The 23819-nt window shown below is 73.4% G+C and carries 22 protein-coding genes; 7 read left to right on the top strand and 15 right to left on the bottom strand.

Translation table 11 applies throughout. The features are described 5' to 3' along the window. The first annotated feature begins 2 nt into the window (after positions 1 to 2). On the top strand, positions 3 to 1457 hold the full coding sequence (locus ACZ53K_RS34830; RefSeq protein ID WP_468844755.1) for a sensor histidine kinase: 1455 nt from the start codon (positions 3 to 5) through the stop codon (positions 1455 to 1457). Positions 1458 to 1538: 81 nt separating this feature from the next. Here the strand turns inward: ACZ53K_RS34830 and ACZ53K_RS34835 are convergent, their stop codons facing one another. Both ACZ53K_RS34835 and ACZ53K_RS34840 read right to left on the bottom strand, forming a co-directional pair. Further along, positions 1539 to 2342: a polyphosphate polymerase domain-containing protein gene (locus ACZ53K_RS34835; protein ID WP_468844757.1), complete on the bottom strand. Its 804-nt coding sequence runs from the start codon at positions 2340 to 2342 to the stop codon at positions 1539 to 1541. Further along, entirely contained in the window at positions 2339 to 3013 is a 675-nt protein-coding gene (locus ACZ53K_RS34840) for a DUF4956 domain-containing protein (RefSeq protein WP_468844759.1), read from the bottom strand. The genes ACZ53K_RS34835 and ACZ53K_RS34840 overlap by 4 nt, the downstream gene beginning before the upstream one ends. Positions 3014 to 3244: 231 nt before the next feature. On the opposite strand from ACZ53K_RS34840, the gene ACZ53K_RS34845 reads away from it, so the two are divergent. From ACZ53K_RS34845 to ACZ53K_RS34855, 3 genes are all read left to right on the top strand, one after another. Beyond that, positions 3245 to 3913, top strand: coding sequence for a DJ-1/PfpI family protein (locus ACZ53K_RS34845; RefSeq protein WP_468844761.1), 669 nt, complete (start codon positions 3245 to 3247; stop codon positions 3911 to 3913). After that, on the top strand, positions 3910 to 4449 hold the full coding sequence (locus tag ACZ53K_RS34850; RefSeq protein ID WP_468844764.1) for a MarR family winged helix-turn-helix transcriptional regulator: 540 nt from the start codon (positions 3910 to 3912) through the stop codon (positions 4447 to 4449). Before ACZ53K_RS34845 ends, ACZ53K_RS34850 begins: the two co-directional genes overlap by 4 nt. A 271-nt stretch (positions 4450 to 4720) precedes the next feature. Beyond that, on the top strand, positions 4721 to 6526 hold the full coding sequence (locus ACZ53K_RS34855) for a serine/threonine-protein kinase (RefSeq protein WP_468844766.1): 1806 nt from the start codon (positions 4721 to 4723) through the stop codon (positions 6524 to 6526). Positions 6527 to 6652: 126 nt separating this feature from the next. On the opposite strand, the gene ACZ53K_RS34860 is transcribed toward ACZ53K_RS34855, so the two are convergent. Continuing rightward, complete coding sequence (locus tag ACZ53K_RS34860) at positions 6653 to 7939, bottom strand: adenylosuccinate synthase (RefSeq protein WP_468844769.1); 1287 nt, start codon at positions 7937 to 7939, stop codon at positions 6653 to 6655. Between the two features lie 235 nt (positions 7940 to 8174). Here ACZ53K_RS34860 and ACZ53K_RS34865 point away from each other — a divergent pair, with 235 nt between their 5' ends. Further along, positions 8175 to 9167, top strand: a complete 993-nt coding sequence (locus ACZ53K_RS34865) for a diacylglycerol kinase catalytic domain-containing protein (protein WP_468844771.1) — start codon at positions 8175 to 8177, stop codon at positions 9165 to 9167. A 70-nt stretch (positions 9168 to 9237) separates the two neighbouring features. Here ACZ53K_RS34865 and ACZ53K_RS34870 read toward each other — a convergent pair whose 3' ends face one another. Then, positions 9238 to 9783: a GbsR/MarR family transcriptional regulator gene (locus tag ACZ53K_RS34870; RefSeq protein ID WP_468844774.1), complete on the bottom strand. Its 546-nt coding sequence runs from the start codon at positions 9781 to 9783 to the stop codon at positions 9238 to 9240. Between the two features lie 105 nt (positions 9784 to 9888). On the opposite strand from ACZ53K_RS34870, the gene ACZ53K_RS34875 reads away from it, so the two are divergent. Further along, entirely contained in the window at positions 9889 to 10830 is a 942-nt protein-coding gene (locus tag ACZ53K_RS34875; RefSeq protein ID WP_468844777.1) for an ABC transporter ATP-binding protein, read from the top strand. Continuing rightward, entirely contained in the window at positions 10827 to 12467 is a 1641-nt protein-coding gene (locus tag ACZ53K_RS34880) for an ABC transporter permease (RefSeq protein ID WP_468844780.1), read from the top strand. Before ACZ53K_RS34875 ends, ACZ53K_RS34880 begins: the two co-directional genes overlap by 4 nt. A gap of 175 nt (positions 12468 to 12642) precedes the next feature. Here ACZ53K_RS34880 and ACZ53K_RS34885 read toward each other — a convergent pair whose 3' ends face one another. The 11 genes from ACZ53K_RS34885 to ACZ53K_RS34935 form a co-directional block, all read right to left on the bottom strand. Then, positions 12643 to 13299 carry a response regulator gene (locus ACZ53K_RS34885; protein ID WP_468844782.1) on the bottom strand — a complete coding sequence of 219 codons (657 nt, stop codon included), beginning with the start codon at positions 13297 to 13299 and terminating at the stop codon, positions 12643 to 12645. Beyond that, a complete protein-coding gene (locus ACZ53K_RS34890; RefSeq protein WP_468844784.1) occupies positions 13296 to 14654 on the bottom strand; it encodes a sensor histidine kinase in 1359 nt (452 codons plus the stop codon). The genes ACZ53K_RS34885 and ACZ53K_RS34890 overlap by 4 nt, the downstream gene beginning before the upstream one ends. A 67-nt stretch (positions 14655 to 14721) precedes the next feature. Beyond that, complete coding sequence (locus ACZ53K_RS34895; RefSeq protein WP_468844786.1) at positions 14722 to 15486, bottom strand: alpha/beta hydrolase family protein; 765 nt, start codon at positions 15484 to 15486, stop codon at positions 14722 to 14724. After that, a complete protein-coding gene (kynU, locus tag ACZ53K_RS34900) occupies positions 15483 to 16667 on the bottom strand; it encodes a kynureninase (RefSeq protein WP_468844788.1) in 1185 nt (394 codons plus the stop codon). Before kynU ends, ACZ53K_RS34895 begins: the two co-directional genes overlap by 4 nt. Then, positions 16660 to 17529 (bottom strand): tryptophan 2,3-dioxygenase family protein, encoded by an 870-nt coding sequence (locus ACZ53K_RS34905; protein ID WP_468844790.1) that lies wholly within the window; start codon positions 17527 to 17529, stop codon positions 16660 to 16662. Before ACZ53K_RS34905 ends, kynU begins: the two co-directional genes overlap by 8 nt. A gap of 202 nt (positions 17530 to 17731) precedes the next feature. Next, entirely contained in the window at positions 17732 to 18145 is a 414-nt protein-coding gene (locus ACZ53K_RS34910; protein WP_468844793.1) for a DUF3151 domain-containing protein, read from the bottom strand. 194 nt (positions 18146 to 18339) lie between these two features. After that, positions 18340 to 19362, bottom strand: a complete 1023-nt coding sequence (fbaA, locus tag ACZ53K_RS34915; protein WP_468844795.1) for a class II fructose-bisphosphate aldolase — start codon at positions 19360 to 19362, stop codon at positions 18340 to 18342. A gap of 204 nt (positions 19363 to 19566) precedes the next feature. Further along, positions 19567 to 20109 (bottom strand): orotate phosphoribosyltransferase, encoded by a 543-nt coding sequence (gene pyrE, locus ACZ53K_RS34920; RefSeq protein WP_468844798.1) that lies wholly within the window; start codon positions 20107 to 20109, stop codon positions 19567 to 19569. A 59-nt stretch (positions 20110 to 20168) separates the two neighbouring features. Continuing rightward, positions 20169 to 21017: an aldose epimerase family protein gene (locus ACZ53K_RS34925; protein WP_468844801.1), complete on the bottom strand. Its 849-nt coding sequence runs from the start codon at positions 21015 to 21017 to the stop codon at positions 20169 to 20171. Between the two features lie 51 nt (positions 21018 to 21068). Beyond that, on the bottom strand, positions 21069 to 21863 hold the full coding sequence (locus ACZ53K_RS34930) for an SRPBCC domain-containing protein (RefSeq protein ID WP_468844804.1): 795 nt from the start codon (positions 21861 to 21863) through the stop codon (positions 21069 to 21071). A gap of 88 nt (positions 21864 to 21951) precedes the next feature. Beyond that, entirely contained in the window at positions 21952 to 23727 is a 1776-nt protein-coding gene (locus ACZ53K_RS34935; protein ID WP_468844807.1) for a spermidine synthase, read from the bottom strand. Positions 23728 to 23819 lie beyond the last annotated feature (92 nt).

Genomic DNA, 23819 nt, shown 5'->3' on the forward strand with positions numbered 1-23819 from the left:
CCATGCGCCGCAGCCTCCTCCTCCTGACCGCCGCGACCACCGCGCTCGTCCTCGCCGCCCTCCTGGTCCCGCTCGCCCTGCTCACCCGCAGCCACGCCGCCGACCGGGCCACCGCGGACGCCACCTCGCGCGCCCATTCACTGGCCGCCGGGGTCGGCCAGGCGCTGGCCGGCGGGCGGGGCGCGGGGGCCGACGGGGTGCCGGACGCGCGCCGGGCCGCCGCGGGCATCGTCGACTCGGCCAACGGCCCCGGCCTGCCCCGCACCTCGGTCGTGCTGGCCGACGGCGCCGTGCTCGGGCCCGGCACACCCGTCACCGACGCGGTCCGGCTGGCGCGTTACGGGCGGGCGTTCACGTACGAGCCGCCCGGCGGGGGCCGTACCGTCCTGGTGCCGGTGCAGGGCGTGGCGGGCGGTACCGCCGTCGTCCTGGTCGCGCTGACGGAGAGCCAGCTGTACGCGGGCACGCTCGCCTCCGCACTGGTGATCGCCGGGATCGGTGTGGTGCTGGTCCTGCTCGGGCTGCTGGTCGCCGACCGGCTCGGGGCCCGCCTGGTCGGTTCCGCGCGCCGGCTGTCGCGGGTCGCCGACCGGCTGGCCGCGGGCGACCTGGCGGCCCGCGCCGAGCCGTCCGGGCCGCCCGAGCTGCGCGCGGTGGCGCGCCAGGTCAACCATCTGGCGGACCGTATCGACGGCTTCCTGACCGCCGAACGGGAGAACGCGGCCGACCTCGCGCACCGGCTGCGCACCCCCGTCGCCGTGCTGCGGCTGGACGCGGAGGGGCTGCGCGACCCGGCGGAGGCGGAGCGGATCGCGGCGGACGTGGCGGCGCTGGAGCGCAGCGTCGACGAGGTCATCCGTACGGCACGCAAGCCGCTGCGCGAGGCGGGACGGAGCCCGGCGGGCACGAGCACCGGCACCGGTACGAGCACCGGCACGGGTACGGGTACGGGTACGGCGGGTACCGGTACGGACGCGGCCCCGTCCCCGGCTCTCGGCGCACTCCACCCCCCACACGCCGACCTGGCCGCAGTCGCCCGCGACCGCGCCGGCTTCTGGCGCCCGCTGGCGGAGGACCAGGGCCGGGAGCTGGTCTTCTCGGCACCTGACGGACCGGTCGCCGTACGGGCCGATCCGGCCGGGCTGGCCGCGGCCGTGGACGCCCTGATCGGCAACGTCTTCGATCACACCCCGGACGGCGCGGGGCTGCACGTCATGATCGCCCGCGAGGACGCGGGCGGCTGCCTTCTCACCGTCGAGGACGGCGGTCCCGGCTTCCCCGCGGGCCATGTCCCGGAGCGGGGCCGCAGTGGCGGCGGCTCGACGGGACTGGGTCTGGACATCGTGCGCCGGGCGGCGGAGGGGTCGGGCGGCTCGCTGGAGTGCGGCGCGGCGGCCGGGGGCGGCGCACGGGTCACGGCCCGCTTCGGCCCGGCCGGACCGGGCCCGCGCGCCTGACAGGGCCGGACCCGCGCGTCTGACCGGGCCGGGCCCGCGCGCCCGACGGCGCAAAAACCCGCGTCCCGTCGTGGCCGCGGCCTACGCCGCCGCCCGCGGAAACGCCGCCCGTACCGCCCGCCGCCACTGGTTGGCCGTCAGGCCGGGCCGCAGCGCCGCCATCGCCCCGCAGTACTTGGTGAACTCGGCGGCGCGCAGCCCGTACGTGTGCAGCAGCCGGTCGGCCTCCGTCAGGTGGCCGGTGACCGCGGTCTTCGTCTCGACCAGGACCAGGCCGCCGTCGGCCCGTACGCTGCGGCCGGTGCCCGCGTCCCGGCAGACCAGGTCGGCGTCGCAGGTGATGCGCTGTTCGTCGGCGACGAAGGTGATGCGCCGGTAGTCGGTCACCAGCGAGGGGACCAGTTCCTCGGGGGCGGTGATGCCGTACGTGCCGTGCAGGACGGAGGCCAGGAAGCCGCGTGGCCCGCGGCCGAGTGTCGCCTCGCCGGGCAGCAGCGGCTGCCGCCGCTTGAGCGTCTCGCCGCGCCGCCCCTTGAGCTTGATCTCGAACTGCCGCTCCCCGGAGTCCTCGTACAGCCGTTCGCGGATCTTGTAGCGGTAGCGGCGGCCCTGCCGGTGGTCGTGGAAGGTCTGCAGGCCGGGGGTGTCGTAGTAGACGGAGTGGTAGCCGAACCAGCGGCGGCCGTTGATGCACAGTGCCCGGAACGGGCCGCCCGGCCGCCGCGGGTCGGTCAGCCGGGCCGCGAAGTCCGCGAAGATCCCGACCGGTACGAGGTAGCTGTGGTCGATGCGGGCCATCAGCTCCGCGCGGGCCTGGAGCTCGGAGAGGGTTATCGGGCGCGCTGCCATGGCGGCGCGGGCGATGGCCCGTACGGCGGGAATCACACGGTCTCCTCGGAAAGGGGACGGGGCGTCGGGTGCGCGGGGGTTCGTGAGATCGTGCGGGGCCCGCTGCGGTGGGCGTGCTGTGAGGTGGTACGAGCGGGCCTGCCGAAAGGTTCCGGCAGCCGGAGGCGGACGTCCACCACCATCAGGTCCCGGACGAAGTCGACTTCCTTGACCGTCCAGTTGAAGGGCTCGCCGCCGAGCCGGCGCGCCAGGTCGTCGCAGAGCGCCCGCTGGTCGGTGTGGACGGCGTCGAGGGTGACGACGGTCCGGCAGGTGCGGGCCATCAGCCGCGGGTGGTCGGCGCCGTACATGACCAGGAGCAGCAGCCCGGCGAGCGATGCCGCGACGGCGAATCCGAGGTGCGGCAGGCCGCACAGCAGGCCGAGGACCAGGGTCGTGAAGTAGTACGCGACCTCCTCGTGCTGGATCGAGTCGGAACGCAGCCGGATGATCGACAGCACTCCGAACAGGCCGAACCCGAGGGCCGTGCCGCCCTCGCCGACCTGGGCCAGCGCCGAGACGACCGCGAACAGCGCGACGTTCAGCGCGAGATAGGCGGGCACCAGGTCGCGGCGCCGGTGCCGCGGGTAATAGATGGCGAACGTCAGCACGCTCACCGCGGCGAGGTCGAGCACGAGGTGGGCGGCGAGCTGCCCCAGCGTCTCCATGGCGCTTCTCCTGTCGGTTGCTGATCGGTACGCGTCTGCTGATCGGTACGCGTCAGACGCTAGGAACGGACGGGTTAACTCCACTCCTCCGCACGGGTTAACGCGCGCGGCCCACCCGGACGGCCGATGCCCCTCATCCCTATTGACAGCTTTCTGTCATAACGACAGAGTCCTGTCATCAGGGTCCGCGCGGCACCGTACGGCGCGGCCCGCTCACCAGGGGGAGCCACCATGGCCCGTACGACCGACCGTCCCCGCACCACCGTCCACCTCGCCGTCTACGACACGCTCGCCGACTGGGAGCCCGGCTTCGCCACGGCCCGCCTCCGCCAGGGCGACGCCTTCCGCCCCGGCCGTACCGCCTTCGACATCGTGACCGTCGGCCCCGGGGACGGCCACCCGGCGACCACCATGGGCGGACTGCGGATCACCCCGGACCTCGCACTCGACGCCCTCGCGCCCGAGGACAGCGCGCTGCTGATCCTCCCCGGCGCCGGCCTGTGGGACGCCGGGGACGGCCTCGCGCCGTTCGCCCGCAAGGCACGCGCGTTCCTGGACGCGGGCGTGCCGGTCGCCGCCATCTGCGGCGCGACCGCCGGACTGGCCCGCGAGGGGCTGCTCGACGACCGTACGCACACCAGCGGCGCCGCCGGCTACCTCGCCTCACAGCCCGGGTACGCGGGCGGCGAGCGCTACCGGGAGACCGACGCGGTACGCGACCACGGACTGATCACGGCCGGGCCGACCGAACCGGTCGCCTTCGCCCGGGAGATCCTCGCCGAGCTGGACGTGATGGAACCGCCCGTGCTCGACGCGTGGTTCCGGCTCTTCCGGCACTCGGACGCGAGCGCGTACCCGGTTCTGGCGGCCGCCGGGCAGGCGGCGGAGGAGGAGGCATGAGCGAGCCCGCGGCGGGCCCCGGCGCCACCGCCCCGACGCCCCCCGAAACCGCCCACGGCGCCACCGCCCCGACGCCCTCCGAAACCGCCCCCGGCCCCGCCACCGCTGAACTCCTCAGCCGTACCGCCCTCGGCGTCTTCCGGCTCAACGGCCAGTTCCTCGCCGTCTCGGAGAAGCTGGCGCGCCCGGCCGGGCTGACCACCGCCCGCTGGCAGGTGCTCGGCGCGGTGGCGGGCGGGCCGCTGCCGGTGGCCGGGATCGCGCGGGCGATGGGCATCACCCGGCAGAGCGTGCAGCGGGTCGCGGACCTGGTGGTGGCGGAGGGGCTGGCCGAGTACCGGCCCAATCCCGCCCACCGGCGCGCCAAGTTGCTCGCCCTGACGGACGACGGCCTGGCCGCGCTGCGCCGTATCACGCCGGACCACGGCATGTTCGCCGCCGAGCTGGCCGAACGGCTCGGCGGTGCGGCGGACTTCCGCGCGGTCATGGAGGCGGTGGAGACGCTGTCGCGCGCGCTCGATAACCTCGGTCACTGAGCCCACCGAAGTGCGGGCTCACGCCCGCGTCCTGACGACCGTTCCGAAGTCCGCGCCCGGTACGTCCGGACCGACCACACCGCCACCCGCCACACACCACCCGGCCCGGCCACGGCCCGTACGGACACCGGGGAACCGAAACGAGACCGGCGGCGTCGTCCGATACGTTCGCGCCTGCGGCACCGTCCCCGCGGGGCACGTCCGGGCACACGGGGCGAACCAGGGCACGTCCGGGAGCACAGGGCGAACAAGGTGAAAGGGCAAGCGGAACGTGAATGAGCGCGCAGAGCGCGGCCTCGGGCAGCTCGGCCCCCAGGACCCGCCACGGATCGGGGCGTACCGGCTGCTGGGCCGGCTGGGCGAGGGCGGTATGGGCCGGGTCTACCTCGCCCGTTCCGACCGCGGCCGCACCGTCGCCGTCAAACTGGTCAAGACCGAACTGTCGGGCCAGGACGACTTCCGGGCGCGTTTCCGGCAGGAGGTGCAGGCCGCGCGGCGGGTCGGCGGCGAGTGGACCGCGCCCGTCCTGGACGCCGACACCGAGGCGGACACCCCGTGGGTGGCCACCGGCTACATCGCGGGCCCCTCGCTCCGGCAGGTGATCACCGAGGGCCGTACGCCGCTGCCCGAACGCTCCGTACGCATCCTCGCCGGCGGGCTGGCGGGCGCGCTGCGCAGCATCCACGCCGCCGGGATCGTGCACCGCGACCTCAAGCCGTCCAACATCCTGCTCACCATCGACGGCCCCAAGGTCATCGACTTCGGCATCGCGCGGGCGCTGGAGGCGGTGACCGTCGGCGGCGGGCTCACCCGCACCAACCAGGCGGTCGGCTCCCCCGGCTTCATGTCGCCGGAGCAGGTGCGCGGCCGGCCCGTCACGCCCGCCAGCGACGTCTTCTGCCTCGGCTCGGTGCTGATGTTCGCGGCCACCGGCCGGCTGCCCTTCGGTACGTCCGACAGCGGTGTGCACGCGCTGATGTACCGCATCGCCCAGGAGGACCCCGATCTGGCCGGGCTGCCGTACGGGCTGCACAGCCTGGTCGCCGCCTGCCTCGCCAAAGACCCGGCGCAGCGCCCGACGCCGGAGCAGCTCATCGCGTACACCGGCTCCGACGACGACAGCCACGAGCCCTGGCTGCCGGGCGCGCTGATCGCCGAGCTGGGGCGGCACGCGGTCGGGCTGCTCGATGCGGAGAATCCGAACGGGGCCTGGGACGAGCCCGGCGACCGCTCCTGGGAGAGCGCCGACCGCGGCTGGGGCAACGACGCGGCCCGGGACCGGACGCCCGCCCCCGCCCCGTCGCCCGCCTCGGCCGCCACGCCGCCCCCGGCCTCCGGGTCCGCGACTCCGCCTCTGTACGTACCGCCCGGCACCCCGGTGCCTCCGGTGTCCTCGCCGTCCGCCTCCGCCTCCGCCCAGGACGCCACTCCGGCCTCACACTCCGCCACCACCACGCACGGACGCCGCCGCAAGAGCTCCACCGGCCGCACCACCAGCCACAGCAACAACCGCACCGCAAGCACCAGCCATACCAGCCGCGCCCGCACCACAGGCACCACCGGCCGCTCCCGCCGCCGTACCACCGGGCTGGCCGCCGCCGTCGGCCTCGGACTCGCCACCGCCGGCATCGGCATCGCCTATGTCCTGTTCAGCCCCGACGAGGACGGCGAGCCGCCCGCGAAGGCCGACGGCGGCACCGTGACCGCGGCGGACGGCAAGGTCGGCAAGGCGGCCGGCAAGGAACCCGGGGTCATCCCGCAGAAGTTCCTCGGCGACTGGGAGACCAAGCGCGGCAAGGGCGGCAGCGACACCTACCGCTTCACCATCACCCAGGGCGCGGTCGGCGACACCGTCCTGAGCATGGAAGCGCGCGGCGCCGACTACCGCTGCGCATTCAAGGCCATCCTCATGAACGGCGGCCCGCCGCTGCGCCTCGGCCCCACCACCGTCGTGGCGGGCCCGGCGACCGCCTGCAGCCCGGGCGCCCCCAGCACCCTGCGCCTCCAGTCCGACGGCAAGCTCCGCCGGGTCTTCGACGACGGCAAGCCGACCTTCACGTATACGAAGAAGAGCTGAGCCGGACCGGACGGCACACACGCGAAAAGCCGCGCCCCCGCTCCGTGACGGAGCGGGGGCGCGGCTCATGCGCTGCTGCCGCCGGGCCGGCGGCCCGGTCAGTCGGCCGGTCAGCCCGTCAGCCCGTCAGCCCAGGAACGAGTTGACCTGAATCGTCTCGTCCCGGCCCGGGCCGACGCCGATCGCGGAGATCGGGGCGCCCGACATGTCCTCCAGGGCCTTGACGTACGCCTGCGCGTTCTTCGGCAGCTCGGCGAAGGTCTTGGCCTTGGTGATGTCCTCGGACCAGCCCGGCAGGTTCTCGTAGATCGGCTTCGCGTGGTGGAAGTCGGTCTGCGAGTAGGGCAGCTCCTCGACGCGCTTGCCGTCGATCTCGTACGCGACGCAGACCGGGATCTGCTCCCAGCCGGTGAGCACGTCCAGCTTGGTGAGGAAGAAGTCGGTCAGGCCGTTGACGCGGGTCGCGTACCGGGCGATGACCGCGTCGAACCAGCCGCAGCGCCGGTCCCGGCCGGTGGTCACACCGCGCTCGCCGCCGATGGTGCGCAGCGCCTCGCCGTCCGCGTCGAACAGCTCGGTCGGGAACGGGCCCGCGCCGACCCGGGTCGTGTAGGCCTTGAGGATGCCGATGACCCGGCTGATCTTCGTGGGGCCGACCCCCGCGCCGGTGCAGGCGCCGCCCGCGGTCGGGTTGGAGGAGGTCACGAACGGGTAGGTCCCGTGGTCCACGTCGAGCAGCGTGCCCTGGCCGCCCTCGAAGAGGACGACCTTGCCGTCGTCGATCGCGTTGTTCAGCAGGAGGGTGGTGTCGGCCACGTAACCCTTGATCTGGTCCGCGTAGCTGAGCATCTCCTCGACGACCTGCTCGGCGACCACCGCGCGGTGGTTGTAGAGCTTGGCCAGCACCTGGTTCTTGAAGTCGAGGGCCGCCTCGACCTTCTGGTGCAGGATCGACTCGTCGAAGAGGTCCTGGACGCGGATGCCGGTGCGGTTGATCTTGTCGGCGTAGGTCGGGCCGATGCCGCGGCCCGTCGTACCGATCTTCCGCTTGCCGAGGAAACGTTCCGTGACCTTGTCGACCGTGATGTTGTACGGCGTGATCAGGTGCGCGTTACCGCTGATCAGAAGCTTGGACGTGTCGACGCCGCGCTCGTTGAGTCCGCTCAGCTCGGAGAGCAGGACCGCCGGGTCGACGACGACACCGTTGCCGATGACCGGGGTGCACCCCGGCGAGAGGATTCCGGAAGGGAGAAGGTGCAGCGCATATTTCTGGTCGCCTACGACAACCGTGTGACCGGCGTTGTTGCCGCCCTGGTAACGCACCACATAGTCGACGGACCCACCGAGCAGATCGGTGGCCTTTCCCTTGCCCTCATCACCCCACTGAGCACCGAGCAGCACAAGTGCGGGCACAGGCGTACACCCCTTCCGGGCGGGGCATGTCCAACGTGCGTGCGGCCGTATGCGTGCGGATGTACGCGTACGGAACCACTGAAGCCGTCGAACCGGTGCCCCGGAATAGACGAAGCCCCTGGCGCAATAGCGCAAGGGGCTCTTGCACCGAGATGCTACCTGAGGAAGGACCGAGGTGTCGGCGCAGCCTTCTGGGCACTCTCTCCCGGACGGGGTCCGGGGGCACCCCCTGCTCGTGGTCATCGACCCGGCCGCCCGCAGTACGGACGGGGAATCCGTACGGATCGCCAAGGACGTCCTGTGCGCGGGCGCGGCCGCGAAAATCTGTCTTCCCGACGGCCCCGAGGAGTATGCGCGGGCGCTCGCCCGCCGCGGTCATCGCCGCCCCGTGGTGATCGGCGACGACCACGCCCTGCTGCGCGCGGTGGCGCTGCTGCACAAGGAGCGCGATCTGGCGGGGGTGGCGCTCGCGGTGGTGCCGGTGGGCGCGCCGGGCGCCGTGGCCCTGACCCACGCGCTGGGCGTGCCGACGGACACGGTCGCCGCCGCCCGGGCGGTCCTGGACGGCACGGAACACAGCCTCCACCTGCTCACGGACGACAGTGACGGCATCGTGCTGGGCGGCCTGGACATCCCGTCCGGTACGGACACGGGCGGGCGGCCCCGTCGCCGGAAGCGCTTCGGCGGGCCGCGCCTGCCGAAGCCCCGGGCCGGCTCGGACGGCTCGGACGGCGCGGCGCACGACGGGGCCGGCCCTTCCGTCCCGGAAGCGGGGCCTCTCGGCATGGCGCCTCTCGGCCCGGAAGCGGGGCCGGGAGCCGACGCCGGTCCGGGCGGTCCCGTCGCGTGGTGGCGCGCGCCGCTCCGCAAGGCCCGCGCGGCGCTGGCGCAGCTGACCGCCCGTACCCGCCCCGCAGCCGCCGGCCGGCCTGGCACGCCCGGTCACCGGCTGCGGGTCGAGGCGGACGGCGTGGTGCTGGCCGACCTGGACCGGCCGGTGCGGTGGGTCTCGGTGACGCCCGGCGACGGTGCCGACGGCGCCGGGCTGGCCGAGGTGGTGGTGCACTGGCAGGAGGCCGAGCCGCCGGTACGGGCCCGCGCGCGGGCGGTGACCGTGTCGGGCGCGGACTTCCGCTACCGGGCGGACGTGATCGTCGGCGGCCCGGTCAGGACCCGTACGTGGACGGTGCACCCGGACGCGTGGCGGCTGACGCTGCCGCACGACTGACGCGGCGGCGGGGCCGGGCGGCGGGAGATCCTCGGACGCGGGCGCTCAGCTCCAGGAGGTGTCCGATGGGTCAGGGCCGGGGCCGCGCCCCATCGGACACCCCCTGGCCCCGCAGCTCCGTGTCCCGGTACTCGCGCCAGCGCGCCAGCATCCTGGTCAGCTCGCCCTGCATGAACTCGAAGAAGGCCACGGTCTCGGCGACCCTGGCACCGGCCGGGGTGCCGGGGCCCAGCGACTTCGCGCCTTCCCGCAGGACGTCTTCCCAGCGCGTCAGCACGTTGTCGCGGTTGCCCAGCGTTTCGTACCAGAGTTCGTTCAGGAGCCGGTAGCGGTCCCGGCGGGTGCCCGGTTCGCGCTCCCGGCGGACCATGTTGACCTGCACCAGGTAGCGGATCGCGCCGGAGACGGCGGCGGGGCTGATCTGCAGCTGTTCGGACAGTTCGGCGGAGGTCAGGGCGCCGGAGTCGGAGGCGAGCAGCGCCGCGAAGACCCGGGAGGCCATCCGCTGCATGCCCGCCTCGGTCAGCTCCGAGGCGAAGCGCTCCACGAACCGGGAGACCGCCTCCTCGTCGCGCCCGGTGTCCCCGCCCTGCTGCTGCGCTGCCTGCTCACTCACCCTCTGATCCTCTCCCGTGCTCCCCCGGACCGACGCTCCGCCTCCACCGACTTTATACGGTTTCTTAACTTCACAACTTTGCGAAAGAAGCGTACGTTCAGAAACATGACGAAGGCAATCTCGGTTTCCGGCCTCCGCAAGGCATTCGGCCGGACCCAGGCGTTGGACGGTCTCGACCTCGATGTCGAAGTCGGTGAGGTGCACGGATTCCTCGGCCCCAACGGAGCGGGCAAGTCCACGGCCATCCGCGTCCTGCTCGGACTGCTGCGCGCCGACGGGGGTGACGCGCAGCTGATGGGCCGGGACCCGTGGCGCGACGCGGTCGTCCTGCACCGCCGCATCGCGTACGTACCCGGAGACGTCACGCTGTGGCGCAACCTCTCCGGCGGCGAGGCCATCGACCTCTACGGACGGCTGCGCGGCAGCCTCGACACGGCCCGCCGGAACAGCCTCCTGGAGCGCTTCGAACTGGACCCCACCAAGAAGGGCCGCACGTACTCCAAGGGCAACCGCCAGAAAGTCGCCCTGGTCGCCGCGTTCGCCTCCGACGTGGACCTGCTCATCCTGGACGAACCGACCTCCGGACTGGACCCGCTGATGGAGGAGGTCTTCCAGGACTGCGTCGAGGAGGAGCGCGACCGCGGCCGTACGGTGCTGCTCTCCAGCCATGTCCTGTCCGAGGTCGAGGCGCTGTGCGACCGCGTCAGCATCATCCGCAAGGGCCGCACCGTCGAATCCGGCTCACTCGCCGACCTGCGGCACCTGACCCGTACGAGCGTGACCGCCGAACTGGCCGGCGCGCCCGACGGCCTCTCCGGCCTCCCCGGCGTGCACGACCTCGACATCCAGGGCCACCGGGTCCGGCTCCAGGTCGACACCGACAAGCTGGACGCGGTGCTCCGCTCGCTCAGCCGGTCGGGGGTGCGCAGCCTGACCAGCACGCCGCCCACCCTGGAAGAACTGTTCCTGCGCCACTACCAGGACGACACCCACGGCCGGGGGTCCACCGGAGCCTCCCCCTCCCCCGAGAAGGCGGCCCTGCGATGACCGCCGTCACCCTCCCCGCGCCCGCCCCCACCGGCGGCACCCGCGACCTCGCCGGCACCGGCACCCTGCTGCGGCTGGCCCTGCGCCGCGACCGGCTGATGATTCCCGCCTGGGTGGTGCTGCTCGGACTGACCGTCGTCAGCATGGGCAGCGCCCTGGAAACGCTCTACGACACCCCCGCCAAGCGCGCGGACGTCGCCGGCTCAATGACCGCCAACAGCTCGCTCCGCGCCGTCTACGGACCGGTGTTCAGCGACTCCCTCGGCGGCCTGACCGCCTGGCGCATCGGTGGCATCGCCGCACTGCTGGCCGGCGTACTGAGCCTGCTGATCGTCGTACGCCACACCCGCGAAGAGGAGGAGACGGGCCGCCAGGAACTCCTCTCCGCCGCCATGGTCGGCCGGCGCGCCCCGCTCACCGCGGCCCTGCTCGCCGCCCTCGTCGCCAACACCGCGCTGGCCCTGCTCATCACCGCCGGACTGGCCGCCTCTGGACAGCCGGCGGCCGGGGCGCTGGCCCTCGGCCTCGCCGTCGGCGGCACCGGCCTGGTCTTCGCCGGACTGGCGGCCGTCACCGCGCAGCTCACCGAGAGCGCGCGGGCCGCCAAGGGCCTGGCCGGTGCCGTTCTGGGCGCCGCCTTCGTCCTGCGGGCCGCGGGCGACTCCGCGACCGAGGACGCCTCCTCCCCGCTCACCTGGGCCTCACCCATCGGCTGGGCCGAGAACCTGCGCGCCTTCGCCGGCGAACGCTGGTGGGTCCTCCTGCTGTTCCTCGCCGGCACAGCCGTCACGGTCGGCGCCGCGTACTCCCTCACGGCCCGCCGCGACCTCGGCATGAGCTTCCTGCCCGCCCGCCCGGGACCGGCCCGCGCACCCGCCTCCCTGAACGGTCCCACCGGCCTGGCCTGGCGCCTGCAGCGGACCACCCTGCTCGGCTGGTCGGCCGGCTTCCTCGCCGCCGGCGCCGTCTTCGGCGGCATCACCGACGGCGCGTCCGACCTGGTCGGCGGCAACGAGCAGACCCGCGAGATCTTCGAGCGGATGGGCGGACAACAGGGCCTGACCGAGGCGTTCGTGTCCGCGCTGACCGGCATGCTCGGCATGGTCGCGGCCCTGTACGCGGCGGGCGCGGTGCTCCGGCTGCGCGGCGAGGAGACCGGCGACCGCGCCGAACCGGTACTGGCCGGCGCCGTCGGCCGCCTGCGCTGGGCCGCCGGCCACCTGGCCATCGCCTTCCTCGGCACCGCCCTCATTCTCCTCCTGGGCGGCCTGGGCCTCGGCTTCACGTACGGCCTGACGGTCGGCGACGTCGGCGGCCGACTCGGCCCCGCGGTGGGCGCGGCGCTGGCCCAGGCCCCGGCGGTCTGGACCCTCACCGGCCTCGCCGTCCTCCTCGTCGGCGCCCTGCCCCGGGCAACGGCCGCCACCTGGGCCACGGTCGGCGGCTGCCTCGGCATCGGCTGGGTCGGCCCGGCCGTCCGGCTCCCCCAGTGGACGATGAACCTCTCCCCCTTCACCCACCTCCCGAAGCTCCCGGGCGGCGACTTCACCGCGGCACCGTTCCTGTGGCTCCTCGGGCTCACAGCGGTGCTCGTGGCCGCCGGGCTGGCCGGACTGCGACGCCGCGACATCGGCTGAGGCCGAGGCTGAGGCTGAGGCGGACCGGGGGCCCCATCCCCCTACGTGCGGCGCCGGAGCTGTAGCGGACTCCGGCGCCGCACCTTTCGCCGTGCGGCGAGGTCCCACCCGCACCCAGCGTCTGGGGCGCGGCCGTGACCCGGCATCCGCCCCGCCCCCCTCAGCCGCCCGACCCTCAGCCCCCCGGTGTGACCAGCCGCGCCTCGTAGGCGAAGACCGCCGCCTGGGTGCGGTCGCGCAGTCCCAGTTTCACCAGGATGCGGCTGACGTGCGTCTTCACCGTCGACTCGGCCACGACCAGATGCTCGGCGATCTCACCGTTGGACAGGCCCTGGGCGACCAGTACCAGAACCTCGGTCTCCCGTTCGGTGAGGTCGCCGACGCGTTCCTGGGTGGGTGCCCGGGGTGCGTCCAGCTTGGAGAATTCCGAGATGAGGCGTTTGGTGACGGTGGGCGCGAGGAGTGCCTCGCCGTCCGCCACGATGCGTACCCCCTCCGCGAGCTGGCCCGCCGAGGCGTCCTTGAGGAGGAAGCCGCTCGCTCCGGCGCGCAGGGCCTGGTAGACGTACTCGTCGAGGTCGAAGGTGGTCAGGACCAGCACCTTGGCGTCCGCGTCGGCGGCGACGATCTCGCGGGTCGCCTCCAGTCCGTTCATCTCCGGCATGCGGATGTCCATCAGGACCACGTCGGGGCGGAGTTCGGCGACCTTGGCCACCGCCTGCCGTCCGTCCACGGCCTCGCCGACGACCTCGATGTCGGGCATCGCGCCCATCAGGACCGAGAAGCCCTCCCGGACCATGACCTGGTCGTCCACGATCAGTACCCGGATCATGCCGTCTTCTCCCCCGCCGTGCCCTGCGTCGCCGACACCGGGATGAACGCCGCGACCTCGAAGCCGCCTTCCGGCGTGTGGTCCGCGGTCATCTCCCCGCCCAGCATCTGCACCCGCTCCCGCATTCCCAGTACGCCGTGTCCGGCGCCCGGTGAGGGTTTGGCCAGCCGGCTCGCCTTGCCGTTGACGATACGCAGTCCGATCCCGCCGAGCACGTACGAGATCTCCACCCGCGCCTCGGCGCCCGGCGCGTGCCGCAGGGTGTTGCTCAGCGCCTCCTGGACGATGCGGTACGCGGACAGCTCGACGCCCTGCGGCAGCGGCCGCGGCGAGCCGGTGATCACGGATTCGACGACCAGTCCCGCGCCGCGCACGCTCTCCAGCAGCGATTCGAGGCTGGCCAGGGTCGGCTGCGGCGCCTCGGGGTCGGAGTCGGCGAAGGCGTCCGGGTCCTCGGACCGTACGACGCCGAGGATGCGGCGCAGCTCGGTCAGCGCGGCCACCGCGTTCTCCCGGATGGTCGAGAAGGAGGTGGCCAGCTCGGGCGGGGTGTCCTTGACGCGGTACGGGGCGGCCTCGGCCTGGATGGCGATGACGGACATGTGGTGCGCGACCACGTCGTGCAGCTCGCGGGCGATCAGGGCGCGCTCTTCCAGGAGGGTGCGCCGTGAGCGTTCCTCGGCGGTGGCGGTCTGCGTCTCGACGACCTGCCGCCGCTCCTCGCGCCAGGCGCGGACGGCGGCGGCGGGCACCAGCACGAGCACCGCCAGCACCGCGAACGGCGCCACGTGCGAGAGCGCCCGGGGCACCAGCAGCACCAGCACGGCGGCCGCGGCCATGGTGGTCAGCCACATCTCGGCGGCCAGCCGGGGCCGGGTGCGGAGCGTGACCAGGACCATCACCGCGGTGTGGGTGATGAAGCCGATCTCGTAGCCGGCCGACCCGGTCCCGGTGACGGCGTACGCCAGCATCGCGAAGCCGACCGCCCCGCCCGACAGCCAGAACGCGCCGACCGGCCGGAAGAGGGTCAGCGCGATCGGCGCGGCGAGCAGGAAGGTGAAGACGGTCGTGATGAGGAAGCTCAGCGCGCTGTCGCGGGCCATCACGCTCGTGGCCCCGAGGAACACGATGCCGGCGACGGCCGCGAGCACGGCGTGCGGTGCCCAGCGCAGATGGCGGCGCAGCCGCTTGGGGACCCACGACCACCCGGACACGCGCGCGTCGTCCAGGGGCAGCATCGGGCGGAAGGCGAAGGCATCCACGATCAGGTCCTGGCGCAGCCGGTGCAGCGCGCCTCGGGCGAGTCGGGCTTCCGAGCGCAGGTTGTCGCGCTGCGTGTGGGTCGTCTGGTTCACGCATACCACCGTAAGCAGAAGGGGACCCGCGGTCGTCCCCTCCAGAGCGGATCTGCGGGGGTCATCCTCAAGTACTACGGAGGGTGTGGAGGAGGACGCGGAAGGCGGCGGTGCCGGGGGTGACGTGCGCGTAGTGGCCGGTTCCGGCCTGCTCGCGCAGCAGCGGCACCGGGCCTCCGGAGGCCTTCGCGGCCCGTGCGTAGCGGCGGGACAGCTCGACGGGCACGTCGGGGTCGGCGGTGCCGTGCAGGATCGTCACGGGCACTGCGCCGGGCAGCCGCCGCACCGGGTCCGCCGCGGCTAGCCGGTCCGCCCACCCGGGCCCGGTACCCAGGAACCCCGCCACCGCGCCGTCGCTCAGCCCCAGCTCGTGGGCGTAAGCGAGGTCGGCGACGGGTGCCACGGCGATGGTCCGCAGCGGGGCGTCCGGTCCGCGACGGTCCGTGCGTGCTGCCGCGAGGAGCAGCGCGAGGTGTCCGCCCGCCGAGTGGCCCACGGCCACCACGGGCCGCGCCACGGCGGCCGTGGCGGCCACCACGTCCTCGTACGTGCGCGGCCAGCCCCCGCCCGCGCCGACCCGGCGGTACTCGGCGAGGGCGACGGGCAGCCCGTGCCGGGCCAGTGCCGCGGCGAGCGGCGACAGGTGCGTACGGTCGTATGCCGCGCGCCAGAACCCGCCGTGCAGCAGCAGCACCAGCGGGCCGTCGTGCCGGGGCCCGTACAGGTCGATCACCTGGTCCGGATGCGGCCCGTAGGCCAGTGTCGCGTCGGGCGCCACGGGGGCGAGGCCGAGCAGTGCCGCCTCCTCGGCCGCGGCGCCCGGGGCACTCACCCCACGACCTCGCCCAGCACCCGCGCGGCGCGCGCCACGTCCGCGAAGGACGTGTAGAGCGGCGTGAAGCCGAAGCGCAGCACGTCGGGGTGGCGGAAGTCGCCGATCACCCCGCGCCGGATCAGCTCCGTCATCACCTTGCCCGCGTCCTCGCAGGCCAGCGCGATCTGGCTGCCCCGGAGCGGGTGCTCGCGCGGGGTGACACAGCGCACCCGGCCCTCCGGTACGTACGCGTCCACGCACTCCAGGAAGAAGTCGCCGAGCGCGAGGCTCTTGGCCCGTACGGCGTCGATGCGTACGCCGTCCCAGACGTCCAGTGCCGCCTCCAGGGCGAGCATGGACAGGATGTCGGGCGTGCCGACGCGGCCGCGGATGATGCCGTCGGCCGGGGCGTATGCGGGGTCCATGCCGAAGGGCACGGCGTGCGAGTTCCAGCCGGGCAGCGGCGAATCGAACCGCGCCTGCAGCTCCTCGCGCACGTATAGGTACGCGGGCGCGCCCGGACCGCCGTTCAGGTACTTGTACGTGCAGCCCACCGCCAGGTCGACGCCGTGCGCGTCCAGCCGGACCGGCAGCGCGCCCGCGCTGTGGCACAGGTCCCAGGCCGCCAGGGCCCCGGCCTCGTGCAGGGCGGCGGTGATGCCGGGCAGATCGTTCAGCCGGCCGGTGCGGTAGTCCACGTGGTTGACCAGTGCGAGCGCGGTACGGGGGCCCGCCTCGGCGGGGATGCGCTCGGCCGGCAGGGCGCGCAGCGTGCAGCCCGTCATCCGCGCCGCCGACTCGGCGATATACCCGTCGGTCGGGAAGGACGCCTCGTCGGCCAGGATCTCGTCCCGGCCCTCGCCCGCCATCCGTACGGCGCCGACCACCGCCTTGAAGACGTTGACGCTGGTCGAGTCGCCGGCCACCACCTGCCCCGGGGCGGCGCCCAGGAGCGGGGCGATCCGGTCGCCGACGCGTTCCGGCGCGGTCCACCAGCCCGACTCCGTCCAGGAGCGGATGCGCAGTTCGCCCCACTCCCGGGTGATGACGTCCGCGATCCGGCCGGGTACGTGGCCGGGCAGCGCGCCCAGCGAGTTCCCGTCCAGGTAGACGCAGTCGTCCAGGACGAACTTCTCCCGGGTCCGCGCGAGTTCGTCCTCGGCGTCCAGCGCTGCGGCGCGCCCGGCCGGGTCAGACATGGCTGCGCGCCGTCCACAGCTCCGGAAAAACGTTCTTGCTGGCGCGTTTCTCCAGCCACGCCACGCCCGCCGAACCGCCGGTGCCCATCTTGGCTCCCATCGCCCGCCGCGTCGCCACCAAATGATCGTTTCGCCAGCGCCACACCAGCTCCGCGACGTCCGTCAACGCCTCGCCCAGCCGCACCAGTTCGCCGTCCCGCGGCCCCGCGTACACCTCGGCCCACACGGCCTCGACCCGCGCGTCCGGCTCGTACCGCGCCGTCACCTCGCGCTCCAGCACCTCGGTGGGCACCGCATGGCCACGGCGTGCCAGCAGCCGCAGCACCTCGTCCCACAGGCTCGGCTCCTGCAACGCCTTCTCCAGCTCCGCGTACTCCCGCGGCGCGCCCCTGTGCGGCACCAGCATCGACGCCGACTTCTCCCCCAGCAGGAACTCCAGCCGCCGGTACATCGCCGACTGGAAGCCCGACCCCTCGCCCAGCGCACCACGGAACGCGTTGAACTGCGCGGGCGTCAGCCGCGCCAACGGCTTCCACGCCGCGTTCAGCGCCTCCAGCTGATACGTGGACCGCTCCAGCGCCTCCATGGCCGCCGGCAGATCGTCCCGGCGCAACGCCTGCGCCGCGGTGTGCCACTCGTGCACGACGACCGTGAACCACAGCTCCATCACCTGGGTCGTCACCAGGAAAGCCATCTCGCCCGGATCGTCGGACAGCGGATTCTGGAGGTGGGTGAGCACGTCCGCGTGGACGTAATCCTCGTACGGCGTCGTACCCGTACTTCCGATGCTCAGATCGGGCCGCCGGACTTCGGCGGCCGCCGGCTGCGCCGGCTCTGACTGCGGGGCGGACTGCTGCGACATGAGGAACTCCTCGATGCTGCCGGCTTCCGGGTAGCGGTCCGCTCCTTCCCGTCGGCAAACGGAGCCCCGGTCCCCTCGGGCACGGAATCTTCCGGCCCACTGGCATCATCCGTGGTCCGCCGAAGGCGCGCAAGGGGCCGGCCGCGCACGCGCGACCGGCCCGTGACGTCTCCGGCCTCAGCCGGAAGCGCAGCTCAGCGCCCTACGACAGCGTGTCCGCCGCCGTCGGCGACGAATCCCGCAGGAACGACGTGCAGCGCTCGTACTCCTCCTGCTCACCGATCGCCTGCGCCGCACGGGCGAGAGCGTGCAGGGCGCGCAGGAAACCCCGGTTGGGCTCGTGCTCGAACGGCACCGGCCCGTGCCCCTTCCAGCCGGCCCGGCGCAGCGAGTCCAGACCGCGGTGGTAACCCGTACGGGCGTACGCGTACGACTCGACCGTACGCCCCGCCTGGAACGCGTCATCCGCAAGCTGCGCCCAGGCCAGCGAAGAGGTCGGATACTTCGCCGCGACGTCCGTCGGCGCGGCCCCCGACGCGAGGAGCTCGCGGGGCTCGGGGTCATCGGGCAGTTCGGTCGGGGGCGGTCCCCCGAGGAGGTTCTCGTGAATGGCCATGGCTCCATCTTCCCGGAGGGGCCAGCCGAAGTGATGCCGCAGGGGGCGCGGGCCCGGTTTGTGGGTTCCCCCTTGGGGGCTGTCCGGCTCGGGTGGCGCTTGACGACACCTGAACCGCAACCACCACGGCGGAAAAGCCGAACCCCGCGCTCCATACGAACGCGGGGCCATGTCGACGCTGTCGAAGCTACCGGCTACTTGATCTTGGTGCCGGTGGACCGGAGATTCGCGCAAGCCTCCGTGATCCGCTTCGCCATGCCCGCCTCGGCCAGCTTGCCCCAGCTGCGCGGGTCGTAGGTCTTCTTGTTGCCGACGTCGCCGTCGACCTTCAGGACGCCGTCGTAGTTGCGGAACATGTGGTCCGCGATCGGCCGCGTGAACGCGTACTGCGTGTCCGTGTCCAGGTTCATCTTCACGACGCCGTTCTCCAGCGCCGTGGCGATCTCCTCGGCCGTGGAGCCCGAGCCGCCGTGGAAGACGAAGTCGAACGGCGAGGACTTGCCGTACTTGGCGCCCACGCCTTCCTGGAGGTCCTTGAGGAGCTCGGGGCGGAGCACGACGTTGCCCGGCTTGTACACGCCGTGCACGTTGCCGAACGAGGCGGCGAGCAGGTAGCGGCCCTTGTCGCCCAGGCCCAGCGCCTCGGCGGTGCGCAGCGCGTCGTCGACGGTGGTGTACAGCTCGTCGTTGATCTCGTGGGTGACGCCGTCCTCCTCGCCACCGGTCGGGGTGATCTCGACCTCAAGGATGATCTTCGCGGCGGCGGCCTGCGCCAGCAGCTCCTGGGCGACGGACAGGTTGTCCGCCAGGGTCTCGGCCGAGCCGTCCCACATGTGGGACTGGAACAGCGGGTTCTGGCCCTTGGCCACGCGCTGCTCGGAGACGGCCAGCAGCGGGCGGACGTAGCCGTCCAGCTTGTCCTTGGGGCAGTGGTCGGTGTGCAGCGCGACGTTGATGTCGTACTTCTCGGCGACGATGTGCGCGAACTCCGCCAGCGCGACCGCGCCGGTCACCATGTCCTTGTTGTGCTGGCCGCCCAGGAACTCCGCACCACCGGTGGAAATCTGGACGATGCCGTCGCTCTCGGCCTCGGCGAAACCACGCAGCGCTGCGTGCAGAGTCTGCGTCGAGGTCACGTTGATGGCCGGGTAGGCGAACTTGCCTGCCTTCGCCCGGTCCAGCATCTCGTTGTAGACCTCGGGAGTTGCGATGGGCATCTGTCCGCTCCTTGTGATGTGCGGGTGTGCGTTCTGGGCCCTGACCAGGGGGCGACGACATCGCCGTGGCTCATCTTCCCAGACTCGGCGGTTTGCTCCACATCCCGTACACGCCAGCCGCACACAAAGGGGTGGCCGGTTTCACGTGAAACCGACCACCCGTTTGCGATAAGCGCTGGTCAGCGCGAGGACACCGACAAAGGCTCAGGCGAGACCGAGGTCCCCGAGCCGGTATCCGGTGAGGTACGGCAGCCCCGCGTCGGCGATCGCCGTCTCCGCCCCGCGGTCCACGATCGTGGCGACCGCGACCACCTCCGCGCCCGCCTCGCGCGCCGCCTCGACGGCGGTCAGCGGGGAGCCGCCGGTGGTGGAGGTGTCCTCGACCACCAGGACCCGGCGGCCCTTGATGTCCGGCCCCTCGATCCGCCGCTGCATGCCGTGCGTCTTCTGTGCCTTGCGTACGACGAACGCGTCCAGCCGACGGCCGCGCGCCGCGGCGGCGTGCAGCATCGAGGCCGCGACCGGGTCGGCGCCGAGCGTGAGCCCGCCGACCGCGTCGTAGTCCAGGTCGGCGGTGATGTCCAGCATCAGCTGCCCGACCAGGGGCGCGGCCGCACCGTCGAGGGTGATCCGGCGCAGGTCGATGTAGTAATCGGCCTCCTTGCCGGAGGAGAGCGTCACCTTGCCGTGCACCACGGCCTTGTCCTTGATCTGCTGCAGCAGATCGCCGCGTACGTCGTCAGTCATGCGCATGAGCTTAGAACGTGTGCCGGGCCCCGGCCGGACACCGGTGGCCGGGTCGGGAGTCAGGACAGGGTGCGCCACGTCCACGTGGTGGAGATCTCCAGCGGGTCGATGGGCGTGACCAGGCGCGGCAGCGTGTTGAGGCCGTTCGGCGGACCGGACTGCGGCTCCACGCAGACCGCCTCCTCCTGCTCGTCGTAGACCACCACCCACTCGGCGCCGCTGGTGACCTTCAGCTCCAGCCGGCCCGGCCAGGTGAGGGTGACGTCCACGCCGTCCGGCATACCGAAGCAGTCGTCCCAGGGGCCGGGCTTCGGGTCGATCCGGCGGCCGGTGGGCAGGTGGTCCTCGCCCCGCTCCTCTTGCCAGGCGGCGGTGAAGCCGACCCGTACGTCCTCGCTCTGCCGGCCGTCCCCGCCCAGGCTGCGCAGGAACCACGGGTGCCAGCCGGCCTGGGCCGGGAACGAGTCGGCGCTCGCCTCGACGCCCATGGTCAGGGTGAGCGAGCCGCCGTCCTCGGCCAGCTCGACCAGTTGGGTGACGCGGCCCGGGTACGGCCAGGAGACGGCGTCCGGGTCGAGCAGGTCGTAGGTGAACGCGGCGGCGGTGGCGTCCGCGCGTGCCGTCGTCCAGGCGACGTTGCGGCCGGTGCCGTGGATCGCGTGCGGCGCGGAATTGACCGGCATCTGGTGCGTCTCGCCGCCGTTGCGGAAGCGCCCGTTCTCGATGCGGCCGCACCACGGCACCATCGGGAAGGAGCCGTACTTGGCGCCCTGCCGGAGCAGTTCCGTACCGCCGATGCGCAGGCTTGCGAGCCGGCAGCCGTTGGCCGGGTCCACGGTCAGCTCGGTGTCGCCGGCGGCCAGCCGCACCTGTCCCTGCGCGGCGTTTCGCGTGTCGTTGTCACTCACGGTCCGACCCTAACGGGGAGCCGCTGGGCCCGCCCGGACCGCCTGCCGCCCTCAGCGGCGCCGCCGCAGCACCCGGCCCACCACGACGGCCGACGCGAGCGCGAGGGCCGCGGCCGGTGCCACCCAGCGCAGGGTGGCGGAGGTGGTCGCCGACTGCGGGGCGGGTACGGGCGCGTAGCGGCCGCGCGGCGGCGCGTGGTCGACCTCTTCGGCGCTGCGTCCGATCATCGTGCGCCGCGCGTGCGCGGCCTCGGCGGGCGCGGTGCCGTCCTTGTCGTCGGCGTCGGCGAGCGGGTCGAGCGAAGGCGGCGGGACCTCGGGGTCGAAGAGGGCCGCGGGGGTGGCGGGCGCGGCCGGTACGGCGCTGTCGCGGACGTCCGGCGGATTGTCGGTGAGGTCCGCCGCGAGGTTGGCGGCGAAGCGGTCCAGGACGCGGCGCCCGGCGGACTCGGCCGCCTGGCCGGTGGCCTCCGCGAGGCGGCCCGTGCTGGTGACCGTACCGGCGCAGCTCATGACCGTGCCGACGCCGTCCCCGGACCCGGCGGCATCTTCGGTCCCGGCGGCGAGCCGCACGGTGAGGGACAGCTCGGCGGAGCCGTCGCCCCGCGACTCCATTCCGCTCGCCTCGACCGTGACCGTGTCGGCGCCGCGGACGGTGACGGTCAGCGTGCCGCGGTAGGTGATGGTGGAACTCCCGATGCGCAGCCGCAGCCGCCCGCCGGGGGTGCCGGGGTCCGCGTCGGCGTCGAGTTGGCATCCGGGGATGCAGCGCGCCACCCGCTCCGGCTCGGTGAGCGCCTGCCGCACGGTCTCGACGGGAAACGGAACGTACACCTCGTGCTCCATGGCATGGGAGCCTAATTCCTTTCCCGCCACCGCGGGGACCCCTTGACGGGTGTCCGCGCTGTTCGAATTCGCACGGTCCGGCGTCCGGTCAGTCCAGGTGCCGTGGATGCATCAGCGTGGACGGCGGCAGGTCGCGGAGGCGGCCGTGGGTGAGGGAGCGGGCGGCCGAGCGGAGACCGGCGCGGGTCAGCGAGCGCAGGGCGGGGGCGTCCGGGGGCAGGGTCAGGCGGGGCGTCCGGCGGGCGGCGAGGAGGAAGCCCCAGCCGCAGACCGGGCGGGCGGTGGCCGGGCGGTCTGCGGTGGCGCGGTCCGGTCCGCAGGAGCGTTCCGGCACGGCGGCGCGGGACGGGAGCCGGCCGGGGATGCGGTACGGGACGGTGCTGAAGCCGGCGGCCCGTACGGTCGCGTCGACCGTCCAGAACGTGTGCGGCCGGGACACGGGCTCACCGGCGTGCACCGCCAGCCGGCCGCCCTCGGCCAGTGCGCGGACCACCAGGCCGTAGAACTCCTGCGAGTAGAGCTTGGCGGTGGCCGTGCTCCCGGGGCCGGGGAGATCCGCGATGACGACGTCGTACGGGCCGCCGTTCCGGGGCGCGGCGCCGCCCCGCCGCAGCCACTCGAACATGTCTCCCGCGACCACCCTGATCCGCGGATCGTCCAGCGCGTGCCTGTTGAGCGCGGACAGTCCCGGGTCCGTACGGGCCAGCCGTGCCACGCCCGGGTCGGCTTCGACGATCGTCACGTCCGTCACGCCGGGGTGGCGCAGCACCTCCCGGGCAGCCAGCCCGTCGCCGCCGCCGAGCACCAGGACCCGGCGGTGCGGGCCGCCGGCCATGGCCGGGTGGACCAGCCCTTCGTGGTACGGGACATCGTCGTCCGCACTGGCCCGCAGCCGCCCGTCCAGGTAGAGCCCGAGCGGCCCGCCGGCCTTCCCGGCCGCGGCGCCGCCCTTCCCGTCCCCCGGCACGGGCCGCCGCCGCTGGGACGCGCCCCGGCCCGAGCTGTCCACGTGGTCGCCCGTCGCGGCCGGACCCGTCCCGCCCGTGATCACCACTTCCTGGACACCGGTGCGGACCGCGACCCGCGCCGCCGATCCGTACACCGCGTCCCGCGCGGCCCGCTCGAAGGGCGGCACCAGCACCGTCCCGGCGGCGAGCAGCGCCAGCACCAGCACGTTCGTGACGATCAGCAGCCGGCGGGCCCGTACGGACAGGTCGTTGCGGAAGAGCCAGAGCACCAGCCCGCCGCCGGCCACCGCGTTGACCGAGCCGGTGAGCAGGACGCCGGTGACCTGGCCCAGCACCGGCAGCAGCAGGAAGGGGAAGGCCAGACCGCCGACCAGGGCGCCCACGTAGTCGGCCGCGAACAGGTCCGCCACCGCGCCTCCCGCGTCCTGGCGGCGCACCCGCTGGATGAGGGTCATCAGCAGCGGCACCTCGGCGCCGATGAGCATTCCGATGGCCAGCGAGAAGGCGACCAGGGCGGAGCGGGACTGGCCGAACCAGGCGTAGCAGGCGTAGAGCGCCATCGCGGAGAAGCCGCCCACGAGCGCGAGGACCGCCTCCAGCGCGCCGAAGCCGACGGCCGCCCGGCAGCGCAGCCGCTTGGCGAGCAGCGATCCGACGCCCATCGCGAAGACCATGACGGACAGCACGACGGACGCCAGGGTGACCGAGTCGCCGGTCAGGTAGGAGGCGAGGGCGACCAGTTCGAGTTCGTAGACGAGGCCGCAGGCGGCGCAGACGAAGACCGTGGCCAGGACGAGCAGCCGGCCGAGCCCGGCGGGGACGGGCAGTCGCGCCGGACTCCTGGTCTCGGGCGGCACGGGCGAACCGCGGAGGACTGGATCAGGCGGGTCGATCATGTCGTGCAACGCTACGTGACGATGGGATGGCCCTATGTCACCCACACGAGCGTAGTGGGCGTCTCACACGGGCGACTTGGAGCACTACGGGC

The organism is Streptomyces sp. NPDC033221 (assembly GCF_055577005.1).